Here is a 13,727-nt window from a genome sequence, read left to right on the forward strand (position 1 = left end):
CGGAATGACACAACAGAACAGCAAACCGAAGCGCTTCCGGTCGCAGGACTGGTTCGATAACGAAGAGCGCATCGACATGACCGCGCTCTACCTCGAGCGCTTCATGAACTACGGCATCACCCCCGAGGAACTCCGCTCCGGCAAGCCGATCATCGGCATCGCCCAGAGCGGCAGCGACATCTCGCCGTGCAACCGCATCCACCTGGACCTGGCCAAGCGCGTGCGCGACGGCATCCGCGACGCCGGCGGCATCCCGATGGAATTCCCGCTGCATCCGATCTTCGAGAACTGCCGCCGTCCGACCGCGGCGCTGGACCGCAACCTGGCCTACCTGGGCCTCGTCGAGATCCTGCACGGCTACCCGATCGACGCCGTCGTGCTGACGACCGGCTGCGACAAGACGACGCCGGCCCAGCTGATGGCCGCCGCCACCGTCGACATCCCCGCGATCGTGCTGTCCGGCGGTCCGATGCTGGACGGCTGGTTCGAAGGTGAACTGGTCGGCTCCGGCGCCGCGATCTGGAAGGGCCGCCGCCGCCTCGCCGCGGGCGAGATCGACGAGAAGAAATTCATCGACATCGCGACCGCATCGGCACCGTCGGCCGGCCACTGCAACACGATGGGCACCGCGTCGACGATGAACGCCATCGCCGAAGCGCTGGGCATGTCGCTGACGGGCTGCTCGGCCATCCCGGCGCCGTACCGCGAGCGCGGCCAGATGGCGTACGAGACCGGCAAGCGCATCGTCGGCATGGCGTTCGAAGACCTGCGTCCGTCGCAGATCCTGTCGCGCGACGCGTTCATCGACGCGATCGTCGTCAACGCCGCGATCGGCGGTTCGAGCAACGCGCAGCCGCACATCGTCGCGATGGCCCGTCACGCCGGCGTCGAAATCACGCCGGAAGACTGGATGGAATACGGCTACGACGTGCCGCTGCTGCTGAACATGCAGCCGGCCGGCAAATACCTCGGCGAGCGTTACCACCGCGCCGGCGGCACGCCCGCCATCATGTGGGAGCTGGAGCAGAAAGGCCTGCTGCGCTCGAAGCGCCAGACCGTCACCGGCAAGACGATGGCCGAGAACCTCGTCGGCCGCGAAAGCATTGATCGCGAAATGATCACCCCGTTCGATCAGCCGCTGAAGCAGAAGGCCGGCTTCATGGTCCTGAAGGGCAACCTGTTCGACTTCGCGATCATGAAGACGAGCGTGATCTCGGACGCCTTCCGCCAGCGCTACCTGTCGGCGCCGGGCTCGGAAAACGCGTTCGAGTGCAAGGTCGTCGTGTTCGACGGTTCGGACGATTACCACCACCGCATCAACGATCCGGCGCTCGGCATCGACGAAAACACGATGCTGGTGATCCGCGGTTCGGGTCCGGTGGGCTGGCCCGGTTCGGCGGAAGTCGTCAACATGCAACCGCCCGATGCACTGATCAAGAAGGGTATCAACGCGCTGCCCACGCTGGGCGACGGCCGCCAGTCCGGCACGTCGGACAGCCCGTCGATCCTGAACGCGTCGCCGGAAAGCGCGGCGGGCGGCAACCTGGCGCTGCTGCGCACGGGTGACCGCGTGCGCGTGGACCTGAACACGGGCAGCTGCAACGTGCTGATCTCCGACGAGGAACTGGAAGCGCGCCGCAAGGACGCGCCGCCGCCGATTCCGGGCAACCAGACGCCGTGGCAGCAGATCTACCGTGCGACTGTCGGCCAGCTGCACACGGGCGCCGTAATGGAGATGGCCCTGCAGTACCGCGACGTCGGCCACGACATGCCGCGCCATAACCACTGATCGTCACCATCCCTGAAAGGGCCCGTTCGTGAACTGAACCCCAAAAGTTGGACACCAACTTTTGGGGTTTTTTCATGGCCAAGTACAGCGAGCAGTTCAAACTCGCCGTTGTCCAGGACTATCTAGCGGACACATCTGAAGGCTACCGTGCGATCGGAAGACGGCACGGGTTAAGTAGCCATGTCATTTTGCAGCGGTGGGTCGCGGCCTACCAGCTCCACGGCGGGGCAGGTTTGCGCAAGAAGTCCAGCGGATACAGCGCTGAGTACAAGCTGTCTGTGTTGCAGCACATGTGGGACAATCGGCTCTCGATTAATCAAACTGCCGCCAGATTCGATATTCGCAGTTATGCGATGGTTAGCATGTGGGAGCGTGCGTACCAGGAGGGCGGCATCGAGGCGTTGAAACCACGCCGTAGAGGAAGACCCAGGCCGATGACGGCGTCAGACACAAGTAAGCCGGATCAGGCTCCGGATGACGACAAGCGCAGCCGCGAGGATTTGCTGGCCGAGGTAAATCAACTGCGTATGGAGCTAGCTTACGTAAAAAAGTTGCAGGCCTTAGTTCAAGCCCGGCCAAAGCAAGCGCCGCGCAAAAAGCGCAAGTAGTGCAAGAACTAAGGCAGCAGTTCCCGATCGCCAGTTTGCTCAAGCTGGCGCAGCTCCCGCGCAGCACCTTCTATTATCAGCAGGGTTTGCTGCGACAGGAGGACAAGTACGGGAAGCTGAAAGAGACAATCAAAGCTGTCTTCGAACGCCACAAGGGACGTTATGGCTACCGACGCGTTACCGCCGCGATTCGCCAGTCAGGCAGTCCAGTCAACCATAAGCTCGTCCAGCGTTTGATGGGATTACTGGGGCTGAAATCGCTCGTGCGACCGAAGAAGTACCGCTCGTTCAAGGGCGAAGTGGGGCAAGCTGCGCCCAATGAACTGCAACGCCAATTCAAGGCTGATGCCGCCAATCGGAAGTGGGTGACGGACGTGACCGAGTTCAACGTCGTCGGCGAGAAGCTGTACCTCTCGCCCGTGCTGGACCTGTACAACGGCGAAATCATTTCCTTCGAAATGAACAAGCGTCCCGTCTTCGACATGGTGAGCTCAATGCTCAAGAAAGCCTTGGCCAAGCTGCAGCCTCATGAGAAGCCACTGCTTCACAGCGACCAAGGATGGCAGTATCGGATGCCGGCTTACCAGCATCAGCTTCGGGAGCGGGAACTCGTGCAGAGCATGTCGCGCAAAGGCAACTGCCATGACAACGCGGCCATGGAAAGCTTCTTCGGGGTGCTCAAGTCAGAGTTCTTCTACCTGAACAAATTCGACAGCGTCGATGCGTTACGGGATGGCCTGGTTGAGTACATCCATTATTACAATCACGACCGTATCAAACTCAAACTAAAAGGCCTGAGTCCTGTGCAATACAGAACTCAGGCCTTGGCTGCCTAGCAAACTAACCGTCCAACTTTACGGGGTCAGTTCATTCGCGGGCCCTTTTTTCATTTTGGAGCCCTAGATGCACGCTACCATGATCCGTATTTGCCGGGTGCTCGTCCTGGCCCTTTCCTGTGTCGCCTCCGTCCAGGCGGCACCCCGTACCGTCACCGCGCTGGACGACGGCTGGGAATTCGCCAAGGGCGCGCCGGTTGGCTGGACCGCCGTCGCGCTGCCCCACACGTTCAACGCGGACGACGGCACGTCGCCGAATCCCTATCGCGGCGCGGGCTGGTACCGGCGCACGCTCACGGCGCCTGCCGTCAAAGGAGGGCGCACGTATCTCGAATTCGACGGCGCCGCACTGTCGACGGACGTCTGGCTGAACGGCACGCGCATCGGCCGCCACGAAGGCGGCTTCGCGCGCTTCCGCTTCGACGTCACGGACCAGCTGCGGGCCGGCGCCAACGTGCTGCTGGTCCGCGTCGACAACACGCGCCAGCCGGACGTCGCGCCGCTCGGTGGCGACTACACGCTGTACGGCGGCCTGTACCGGCGCGTGCGGCTCGTGACGACGGCCGACGTGCACGTCGACATGCTCGATGCGGGCGGCCCGGGCGTGTATTTCAATACACCCGAGGCGACGCGTCCGCACTGGCGCGTGCGCGTCGCGAACGACCGCCCGCGCGCGGAGAACGTCGTCGTCACGGCCCGCCTGCGCGATGCGGCCGGCAAGGTCGTGGCGACGGCGCAGCGGTCCGCCGCGCTGCCCGCGCGCGCCGTCGTGCCGGTCGAGCTGGATGCTGCGCTGGCCAGCCCGCACCTGTGGCAGGGCGTCGAGGATCCTTACCTGTACACGAGCGAAGTGACGGTGGCCCGTGCGGACGCGGTGCTCGACCGTGTGGACAACGAGGTCGGCATCCGGACCGTGCAGCTGGATCCGGACCGCGGCCTGCTGCTGAACGGGAAGCCGTACCCCGTGCACGGCGTGAACGTGCACCTGACGTATGTGCCGGGCAAGGGGACGGCGGTGGACGATGCGGACATCGACGCCGACTACCGCATCCTGGAAGAACTCGGTGTCACGGGCCTGCGCTTTGCCCACTACCAGCACAACGAACACAGTTACGCGCTCTCGGACCGCAAGGGGTTCCTCGTGTGGACCGAACTGCCGTTGACGTCGGAAGTGGGCGCGAGCGATGCGTTCGCGGCCAATGCGGCGCAGCAGGCGCGCGAGCTCGTGCGCCAGAATTTCAATCACCCGTCCGTGTTCGTGTGGGGACTCGGGAACGAGATCTACAAGGTCGACGAGGTGAGCGGCCGCGTGCTCGACGCGATGCAGAAGCTCGTGCATGCGGAGGACGCGAGCCGGCCGACCGCGTACGCGAACTGCTGCGCGCCCATCGACGGACCGCAGGCGTTGCACACGGATGCCGTCGGGTCCAATGTGTATTTCGGCTGGTACGACAAGGAGTTCTCGGACCTCGCGCCGTTCCTGGCGGCGAACCATGCGAAGCGGCCGCGCACGCCGCAGTCGCTGAGCGAATACGGCGCCGGCGGCAGCGCGCTGCACCAGGAGGACCCGGTGCGCCGCCCCGTGGCGCCCAGCCGCTGGCACCCGGAGCAGTACCAGGCGCTGTACCACGAGGCGGCCTGGCGCCAGATCGAGGCGGCGCCGTGGCTGTGGGCGAGCTATGTGTGGACGGGCTTCGATTTCGCGTCGGCCGGGCGCAACGAGGGCGACGCGCGGGGCGTCAACGACAAGGGCCTCGTCAGCATGGACCGCAAGGTGCGCAAGGATGCGTATTACTGGTACCAGGCCAACTGGTCGAAGAAGCCGATGGTGTACATCACGTCGCGGCGCGCCGTGACGCGGACCGCGGCGGACGTGGAGGTCAAGGTGTACAGCAACGAGGCCCGGGTGCGCCTGCGCGTGAACGGGGTCGACCTGGGCGAGCGGGCGGTCGAGGGCCATATCTCGCGCTGGCAGGTGCGCCTTGCGCCGGGCGCGAACCGGATCGAGGCGAGCGCCGGGACGCTGGTCGACGACGTCGAGTGGAACCTGGCGCCGGCCGGTCAGTGACGCCGCCTGCCGCGGACGAATCCGAGCATGGCGAGGGCCGTCAGCGCCAGCAGCGGCGCGGGTGGCTCGGGCAGGTCGGCCGCTGCGGCGACGCGCCCCATGCCGTTCGGCGACGACGCCAGGACCGTGCCCGGCGTACCGTTCAGCCGCGGTAGCAGGACGAACTCGGCAAAACTGCCGGCAGCCCCGACATAGGCAGTGAAGTCGTCGTTGTACAGGGTCGCGTCGAACTGCGATGCGTCGATATTTTCGGTCTCCGCGAAAGCGCCGTCGAAGCTGATGTCGAAGCTGAACAACCCGCCCAGGTTCACGTACTGGGTCAGGTAGTTGCCGCCGTTCAGATTGCCAAGGACGATGCCGCCCGGGAAGCCGCCCGTGGTGGCGGGCGAGCGATCGAACGTGGCGCCGTATGCGCCGCTGAAATTGGTCAGCACCGCGTCGACCGGCGTCGCGCCGGCGTTGGCGAGAAAGGTGAAGTCCATCAGCCCCTGGCCGCTAAAACCGCTCGTGTCGATGCTGACGTGATACGTGGGCGCCGCGTCGGCGGCGCCATGCGCAAGCAGGGCGAGTCCGCAAATACACTGTGCCAGTAAAGTCTTCGGATTAAACATGGTTCAGGTCCTGGTCTCAAAAACTGCCGTTGAAAATGCTGTTCGTGTAGCCGATCGCAACCTTGTTCGGATTGCTGTAGGAAAGCGGCACCGTCACCGAGGCGCCGGCCGCGATCGACGTGGCGGCGATGGTGACGTAAGGCGCCCCGTCGCGCATGCCGGTGGCGTTGTCGAGCGTGACCCCGCCCGTGAGGTTGTTGAAGACCAGCTGGAATGGCCCTGCGAGCGTCGCGCCGCTGGTGTTGGTGAGGGTGATCGACGCGTTGTATTTGTTGGTGATGCGGTTCCAGCTCAGTCCCGAACGCAGCAGCGCGAAGCTGGACGTGGCATCGGCGACGGCGGGCCTGGCCGCACTGCCGGACACCGTCACGCCGTAGACGGCAAGGGTTTTTCCGGTGACGCCGGCCGAATTCCACGGAAAGATGCGGACGTACAGGGTGCCGGCCGGAGGGACCCGCACCACGGCCGGATAGCTCAGCCTGGCTGTGAACGTATCCTTCACGAACGTCAATGTGCTGGTATTCAGCCGCGTCGCGCCGGAAAAATCCGGATTCGCCGAATACTCGATATCGGCCACCACCGTCGATCCGCCGCTGCTGGTGAGATAGGCGGAAATCGTGTCGACGGACAGGGTCGCCGTGCCGGCATGGACGGCGAACTGCAGGTATTGGCTGTTGTCGCGCGTCGGCGCGTTCGCGACATAACGGGCCACCGTCGTGTCCTGCCCATCCACCGCGATCACCTTCGACGTCGACGCCACCAGTCCATGCACGACGGCGTCGTCGGCGCTCACCAGGCCGTCCGTCACCGGCGCCAATGCGAAGGCAGCCTTGAACCAGCTGGCATACGAAGCGATTCCCCCGGCCGCCGGCACGCCTTCTCCGCGTAAGGCGATCGTGGCGGGCAGGGTGGCGCCGCCGATCGCGAAACCGACGTCGCCCGCGTAGATCCTCGCTTCGCTCGCGGTGAACCGGACGTAAAGCGCCTGGGTAAACGCGCCGTTCGCATAGTCGACGGTGACGTTGCGCGACCACGTGGCGTTATCGAGCGAGAGTTCGAAACCGGCCGGGGCGGACATCGTCATCGTCCCTTGCGCCGGGATCAGGTCGAACGCGGACAGCGTGACGGTTTTCGTCGCCGGCACGCCCACGTAACGGGTCGACCAGTCGAGCGTGCCCGGGCTGGCAATCAGCGAGGTGACGGGCACCATATGGCCGGCGAGTATGCCCAGCCCGCGCAAGCCTTCCACGGCGCGCTTGGCGATCAGGTTCGCAAACAGCACCTGCGGATGCGTACTGTCCGCGGCAATGTACAGGTTTGCCGTCGCCGCCGCGTTGCCGTAGCTTTCCACGATCTTCCTGGTCTCGGCCGTGATGTCGACAAAGGGGACTGCATACCGGGCGGCGACCGCCTTCATCGCGGCGACGTAATCGCCCCGGGCGACGGTTTCGCCGCCCGTGATGCCGACATTGTGCTGGCCTTGCGGGGTAATCGTCGTGCCGCTGAAGTACTTGCGGACGATCGGGGACATCAGGATCGGATTCGCCCCCCTGGCGCGCACCTGCTGGACGTATTTCTTCAGGAACTGGTAATACGAGTGTTCCGAGATATCGACGGTCGGGTCGACCTTGTCCGGACGGCCCACGCAGGCTTCGCCGTCGTTCGACCCGTCGCTGCAGAAGGCATAGGTGCCGAATTGGGCGTAATCCCCCCCGGATTTCTGGTCGTTGTGGGCGAACTGGATGATGACGTAATCGCCTGCGCCGATTTTCGGCAGGATGGCGGGCCAGCGCGTAGCCTCGTAGTAGAAGCTGCGCGAGCTGCGCCCGCCCAGCGCCCAGTTGTCGACCTTGACCCCGGCGTCGAAAAACTGCGGCATCGCTTCGCCCCAGCCCATTTGAGGGCGGCGATCTTCCGCATACGCCGTCATCGTCGAGTCGCCCAGCATGTGGATCGTCGGGACGGTTGCCGTCGTGGTCGCGACCGAATCCAGCGTCGCCAGCTGCCGGTCAGCGGCCGCGGCATCGCGATCCGCGGCGCCCCCGCCGCATGCCGCCACACCGCTTGCGAGGACCAGCGCACCGATCCAGGCGGATAACGAATGTCTCATCTCTTCTCCTATTATTGAACTCAAGTGGGATTGCGTAAGGCGGTCAGAAGGCATACTCGGCCCGGGTTACCCGCGTGCGGCCGATGTGCGAGGGGCAGCGCCGCCAGGGCGATGGAGGTCAGCGCCAGGCGCGTGGTCGTGAAATGGCTGGAACGTTTCAACGTAGTCTCCGTTTTTATGTGGACCGGCCGGGGGCGCGGTCGTGACGTCGCCGACCAGCTTCGAGAGAGGAAAGTGGTCGGACCTTAGTTGCTAATTGGTCCGACAAGATAATTGCACCATTTCACAAATCCCGCAATTGGTCCAACCAATGTAGTTGCTAAATCGTCACGTCGATGTAAGGCTGATGCAAGCAAATCGTGTCGTAACCGGCCGGATGCCGCTGTCCACGTATGCGTTTTTAGCATGTCCGGACGCTATTTTCGGGATAGGTAGAAGACGCATGAACGCTTGCGCCTTGCCATCGTAATATTTTAGTATCCGGCTTTCGGCCGCCTCAACCGAGCGCCAGATCCCTGTCCACGATGCCGCTACCCCTTCAGATTCTTGCCCTGCTCGCCGTGCTCGCGGCGCCGTACGCCCGCGCCGCGCCGTTCCTCCTGGCCGCGCCGGGGGAGCCGCCCGCGATCGTCCACGACGACAGCAGGACCCTGACGCTGGCCGCGGACCTGCTGCGCCACGACCTGCGTGCGGTGGCCGGCGTGGAGGCGTCCACGTCGACCGATTTGTCCGCCTGCACGCGGGTGTGCGTCGTCGTCGGGACGGCCGGTTCGCCCACCGTGAAGGCGCTGGCGCGGCAGGCCGGCGTCGACCTCGCGCCTTTGCAGGGGCAGTGGGAGCGGTATCTGCGCGTCGCCATCGACGGCGGCGCGGGGCGGCGCATCCTGCTGCTCGCCGGTTCCGACCCGCGCGGCGCCGTGTATGGCGTGGTCGACCTGGGCCGCGAACTGGGCGTCTCGGCCTGGGAATGGTGGGCCGACGTGGCGCCGCGCGCCAACGCGCGTCCGCAGGTCGACGGCGCGCCGCGGCTGTCGGCCGCACCGTCCGTCCAGTACCGCGGCATCTTCCTGAACGACGAGGACTGGGGCCTGCAGCCCTGGGCGGCCGCGCGCGACCCCGCCGGCGACATCGGCCCGGCGACGTATGCCCGCATCTTCGAGCTGATGTGGCGCCTGAAGGCCAACCTGATCTGGCCGGCGATGCACGATTCGACGCAGCCCTTCTACCAGATCGAGGGCAATGCCCGTACCGCGGCCGACTACGCCATCGTCGTGGGCACGTCGCATGCCGAGCCGATGATGCGCAACAACGTGCGCGAATGGGACAGCGGGAAGAACGGTCCGTTCAACTTCTTCACGAACCGCGCCGCGATGGCGGACTACTGGCGCCGCCGCGTGACCGAGGTGAAGGACGGCGAGAATATCTATTCGGTCGGGCTGCGCGGCGTGCACGATTCAGCGATGGAGGGCGCCGCCACGATCGGGGAGGCGCGCGGCGCGACGGAGGAGGCCATCCGCCTGCAGCGCGACATCCTCGCGCGCAGCCTGGGCCGCCCGGCCGCCGGCGTGCCGCAGGCGCTCACGCTGTACAAGGAAGTGCTGGACGTCTACAAGGCCGGGCTCAAGGTGCCGGACGACGTCACGCTGGTCTGGCCGGACGATAACTACGGCTACCTGCACCAGCTGAGCAATGCGACCGAGCGCCGCCGCGCGGGCGGGGCGGGCATCTATTACCACATTTCGTACTGGGGCCGGCCGCACGACTACCTGTGGCTGGGCACGACGCATCCGGCGCTGATCCGCGACCAGCTGCAGCGCGCGTGGACGACGGGCGCGCGCAAGCTGTGGGTCGTGAACGTGGGCGACATCAAGCCGGCCGAATACCTCGTCCAGTACTTCCTCGACAGCGCCTTCGACGCCGGCCGGCTCGGGGCCGACCCGGCACGCCACCTGGCCGACTGGAGCGCCGTCCAGTTCGGCCCGGAGCAGGGGGCGGACGTCGCCCGGATCTTGCGCGACTACTACGACCTGGCCTGGGAGCGCCGTCCCGAATTCATGGGCTTCGGACAGGTGGAACCGGTCACGCCCAACCGCCGCACTGACTACATGGCGGCCGGCGGCGAGGAAGGCATGCGGCGCGTGGAGCGCTACGCGGCCCTGGTGGACCGCGCCGAGTCACTGGCGCGGCGCATCCCGGCCGCCCTGCGCGACGCCTATTTCGAACTGGTGCTGTACCCGGTGCGCGGCGCGGCGCGCCTGAATGCGCGCATCCTGAAGCTGGACCTCGCGGCCGAGTCGGCGCGCCAGGGCCGACCGTCGGCGCAGCACCTGGTGGACGAGGCGCGCCAGGCGCACGCGCAACTCGTCGCCGACACGGCTGCCTACAACGGGCTCGCCGGCGGTAAGTGGCGCCGCTTCATGGACATGGCCCCGCGCCGCCTGCCCGTGTTCGCGGAACCCGCGTGGCCGGCTTATGGGCCCCCTTCCGGGCCGGACCAGGGCAAGGGGTGCTCGATCGTCTACCCGTACCCGTATGCGGCGGACGCGGGCCGGCTGGTATTCGTCAGGGGCGAGCCGTCGACACGGACCGTCACCGTGGCGGCGCATGGCGGCCAGGCCGCCGCATGGCGCGTGGGCGACGGCGCGCACGGCATCGCGGCGCCGGTGCAGTCGGGCGTGCTCGATGCCGTCAACGGCTACGAGCAGCGCCTCGCCCTCCGTTACGACGGCACGGACAAGCCGGTGTTCACGCTGGAGTGCGGCGGGCGCGCGCTGCGCGTGAACGTCCGCCTCGACCCGGCCGCGCCGGCCGGCGTGGCGGGCGAGCATGCGCACATCGTCAGCATCGCCGCGGGCAGCGCCGCCCCGCACCCGGACTGGGAACGCCAGCCGGGCCCGGGCACGCGCGGCGCCGCCCTGCGCGTGCGGCTGGACTTGCGTCCGCGCGCGCCGCAGGACGTCGGCAAGACGCCGCCGCTGACCTATGCGTTCGAGACGGCGACGGACGGCGGCGCCACCTTGCGCCTCGTGGCCGTGCCGGTCCATCCGCTGACCGGCGACGGCGGCCTGCGCGTGGCCTACCGCCTGGACGACGGCCCGGTCCAGGTGGCCGATTACGCCACGATCGGCCGCAGCGACGAATGGAAGCGCAACGTGCTGTCGAATACGGCGCTGCGCGCACTCGCCGTGCCGCGGCTGAAACCAGGCCGGCACACGGTGCGGGTCTATGCGCTGGATCCCGGCGTGGTGCTGGACCGGATCGACGTCGTGCTGGACGGCGCGCCCGAGTTCTACGGAACCCCGCCGGACCAATGATAACGAAGGAGCGACATGCGCACATCAATTGCAATCGGACTGGCGCTGGGCCTGTCCGTCCTCGGGAGCGGCGCCCATGCCGTGGAGGCCAAACCGGTACGCTTCATCCTCGTCGGCGATTCGACGATGGCGAAGACGAGCGGCTACGGCAATGCGTTCTGCGAGCGGGTAGCCGTCGCCGACACCTGCCTCAACCTGGCGCGCGCGGGACGCAGTTCCGCCAGCTTCCGCAGGGAAGGGCGCTGGGACGAAGTCGAGGGACTGCTGCGCGGGAGCGCCGCCTACCGCGCGACCTATGTGCTGATCCAGTTCGGCCACAACGACCAACCGGGCAAACCGGGACACAGCACGGACCTGGCGACCGAATTCCCGGCCAACATCGCGCGCTATGCCCGCGAGGCCAGGGCGCTGGGCGCGGTACCGGTGCTGGTCACGCCGCTGACGCGCCGCACGTTCGTCGGCGGCCAGCTCGACAACAACCTGCGCCCATGGGCGGACGCGGTGCTGAAGGTGGCGCGGCAGGAACACGTGTCGGTGCTGGACTTGAACGCGGATAGCCACGCGGCGGTCCAGGCCATGGGCCAGGACGAGGCGGATACGCTGGCCGTGGCGCCCCGGCCGGCGGGTTGGGGCGGGCCGGCCGCGCCGGCCAGGACGGCGTTCGACCGCACGCACCTGGGCAGCAAGGGCGCCGCATATTTCGCGCGGATGGTCGAGCGGGAGCTGACGAACGCCTTACCCGACCTGGCGGCGGAGTTTCCGCCGCGCTGACTCAGCGCGCGACCTGCAGCGTGCCGTCCACCATGCGCGCGAGGCCCAGCGGGTTCTCGTCGCGCAGCGCTTCCGGCAGCAGTTCCGCCGGCACGTCCTGGTAGCACACCGGACGCAGGAAACGTTCGATGGCCGTCGCGCCCACCGACGTGGTGCGGCTGTCCGACGTGGCCGGGAACGGGCCGCCGTGCACCATCGAGTGGCTCACTTCGACGCCGGTCGGGAAGCCGTTGAACAGGATGCGGCCGGCCTTGCGCTCCAGCGTCGGCATCAGCTTCGCGGCCAGGTCGCGGTCCGCGGCCGTCGCGTGGATCGTGGCCGTCAGCTGGCCTTCCACGTGGCGCGTCACTTCCAGCAGCTCGGCGTCGTCCTTGCACACGACGATCAGCGAGCTCGGTCCGAAGATCTCTTCTTCCAGCGCGCTGTTCGACAGGAAGGTCGCGGCGTCCGCCTGGTACAGCGCAGCCTGCGCGGCGCAGCCGCAGCCGTCCGAGCTGCCCTGGGCGATGAGTTCCACGCCTGCGAGACCGGAGCGGCGCGCGATCGCGTCGACGTACGCCTGGTGGATGCCCGCGGTGAGCATCGTGCCGGCGCCCTTGGCCGCCAGCGCTTCGGTGACGGCCGTGCGGAACACGTCCAGGTCCGGGCCGGCGAGGGCGATCACGAGGCCCGGGTTCGTGCAGAACTGGCCCGTGCCCATCGTGAGCGAATCGACGAAGCCTTGCGCCAGCCTGGCGCCGCCCGCGGCCAGTGCGCCCGGCAGCAGGTAGAACGGATTGATGCTGCTCATCTCGGCGTAGACCTGGATCGGTTCCTTGCGGGCCTGCGCCGCATTGACGAGCGCGAGGCCGCCATTGCGCGAGCCGGTGAAGCCGACGGCCTTGATCACGGGGTGCTGGACCAGCGCGAGGCCGATCTCGAAGCCCGTACCGATCAGCATGGAGAAGGTCCCTTCCGGCATGCCGGAGTCTTCGACGGCCTGGCGGATCGCCTTGCCGACCAGTTCCGACGTGCCCAGGTGCGCGTTGTGCGCCTTCACGACGACGGGGCAGCCGGCCGCCAGCGCCGATGCGGTATCGCCGCCGGCGACGGAGAACGCGAGCGGGAAGTTCGATGCGCCAAACACGCCAACGGGGCCGAGGCCGATCTTGCGCATGCGCAGGTCGGGGCGCGGCGGCGTGCGCTGGGGCAGGGCGGAGTCCAGCGTCGCTTCGAGGAAGTGGCCGTCGCGGACGACCTTGGCGAACAGGCGCAGCTGGTTGCACGTGCGCGCGCGTTCGCCTTCCAGGCGTGCCGTCGGCAGGCCCGATTCGGCGGAGGCGCGCTCGATCAGGGCCGGGCCCAGGTCCATGATGCGGTCGGCGATGGTTTCCAGGAAGCGGGCGCGCAGTTCCAGCGGCTGGCCGCGGTAGGCGTCGAAGGCCTGTTCCGCGAGCAGGCAGGCGCTGGACAGGTCGTCCATGCTGGCGGCGCCGAATTCCGGCTCCATCTCGGCGCGCGTGGACGGGTTGTAGGCGCGCAGCGTGCCGGCGCTGCCGCGCACGGCCTGGCGGCCGATGATCATTTCGCCTTGGATGTTCATGTGGGCTCCTTGTTAAAAAAAAAGCGCCGCCGCGACCC

The 13,727-nt window shown here is 67.1% G+C and carries 8 protein-coding genes; 5 read left to right on the top strand and 3 right to left on the bottom strand.

The window, feature by feature from the left end:
* Positions 1-4: 4 nt before the first annotated feature.
* The 3 genes from ACEN9G_RS27535 to ACEN9G_RS27545 all read left to right on the top strand — a co-directional run bounded on the left by ACEN9G_RS27535 (position 5) and on the right by ACEN9G_RS27545 (position 5,301).
* Positions 5-1,789 (top strand): IlvD/Edd family dehydratase, encoded by a 1,785-nt coding sequence (locus ACEN9G_RS27535; protein ID WP_413341722.1) that lies wholly within the window; start codon positions 5-7, stop codon positions 1,787-1,789.
* Between the two features lie 74 nt (positions 1,790-1,863).
* Positions 1,864-3,233 (top strand): IS3 family transposase gene (locus ACEN9G_RS27540; RefSeq protein ID WP_483126724.1). Its coding sequence is split into 2 segments (ribosomal slippage): positions 1,864-2,352 and positions 2,355-3,233, totalling 1,368 coding nucleotides; the frame shifts between segments, so codons are not numbered across the junction.
* A 67-nt stretch (positions 3,234-3,300) separates the two neighbouring features.
* A complete protein-coding gene (locus tag ACEN9G_RS27545) occupies positions 3,301-5,301 on the top strand; it encodes a glycoside hydrolase family 2 protein (protein WP_483127287.1) in 2,001 nt (666 codons plus the stop codon).
* On the opposite strand, the gene ACEN9G_RS27550 is transcribed toward ACEN9G_RS27545, so the two are convergent.
* Complete coding sequence (locus ACEN9G_RS27550; RefSeq protein ID WP_413343765.1) at positions 5,295-5,912, bottom strand: NF038129 family PEP-CTERM protein; 618 nt, start codon at positions 5,910-5,912, stop codon at positions 5,295-5,297. The genes ACEN9G_RS27545 and ACEN9G_RS27550 overlap by 7 nt on opposite strands.
* Positions 5,913-5,928: 16 nt before the next feature.
* Complete coding sequence (locus ACEN9G_RS27555) at positions 5,929-8,022, bottom strand: GDSL-type esterase/lipase family protein (RefSeq protein WP_413343763.1); 2,094 nt, start codon at positions 8,020-8,022, stop codon at positions 5,929-5,931.
* A gap of 524 nt (positions 8,023-8,546) precedes the next feature.
* Between ACEN9G_RS27555 and ACEN9G_RS27560 the strand changes: the two genes are divergently transcribed.
* Both ACEN9G_RS27560 and ACEN9G_RS27565 read left to right on the top strand, forming a co-directional pair.
* Entirely contained in the window at positions 8,547-11,336 is a 2,790-nt protein-coding gene (locus ACEN9G_RS27560) for a glycosyl hydrolase 115 family protein (protein ID WP_495605485.1), read from the top strand.
* Positions 11,337-11,351: 15 nt separating this feature from the next.
* Positions 11,352-12,107, top strand: coding sequence for a rhamnogalacturonan acetylesterase (locus ACEN9G_RS27565; protein WP_483127289.1), 756 nt, complete (start codon positions 11,352-11,354; stop codon positions 12,105-12,107).
* Between the two features lies 1 nt (position 12,108).
* Here the strand turns inward: ACEN9G_RS27565 and ACEN9G_RS27570 are convergent, their stop codons facing one another.
* Complete coding sequence (locus tag ACEN9G_RS27570) at positions 12,109-13,689, bottom strand: aldehyde dehydrogenase (NADP(+)) (RefSeq protein ID WP_413341690.1); 1,581 nt, start codon at positions 13,687-13,689, stop codon at positions 12,109-12,111.
* Between the last annotated feature and the right edge of the window lie 38 nt (positions 13,690-13,727).

The sequence above is a fragment of the Massilia sp. Masssp94 genome, from assembly GCF_059491305.1.

Excerpts from the sequence above, each read along its gene's own strand:
- ACEN9G_RS27535 (WP_413341722.1), top strand. The coding sequence starts at position 5 with ATGACACAACAGAACAGCAAACCGAAGCGCTTCCGGTCGCAGGACTGG.
- ACEN9G_RS27545 (WP_483127287.1), top strand. The coding sequence starts at position 3,301 with ATGCACGCTACCATGATCCGTATTTGCCGGGTGCTCGTCCTGGCCCTT.
- ACEN9G_RS27550 (WP_413343765.1), bottom strand. The coding sequence starts at position 5,912 with ATGTTTAATCCGAAGACTTTACTGGCACAGTGTATTTGCGGACTCGCC.
- ACEN9G_RS27555 (WP_413343763.1), bottom strand. The coding sequence starts at position 8,022 with ATGAGACATTCGTTATCCGCCTGGATCGGTGCGCTGGTCCTCGCAAGC.
- ACEN9G_RS27560 (WP_495605485.1), top strand. The coding sequence starts at position 8,547 with ATGCCGCTACCCCTTCAGATTCTTGCCCTGCTCGCCGTGCTCGCGGCG.
- ACEN9G_RS27565 (WP_483127289.1), top strand. The coding sequence starts at position 11,352 with ATGCGCACATCAATTGCAATCGGACTGGCGCTGGGCCTGTCCGTCCTC.
- ACEN9G_RS27570 (WP_413341690.1), bottom strand. The coding sequence starts at position 13,689 with ATGAACATCCAAGGCGAAATGATCATCGGCCGCCAGGCCGTGCGCGGC.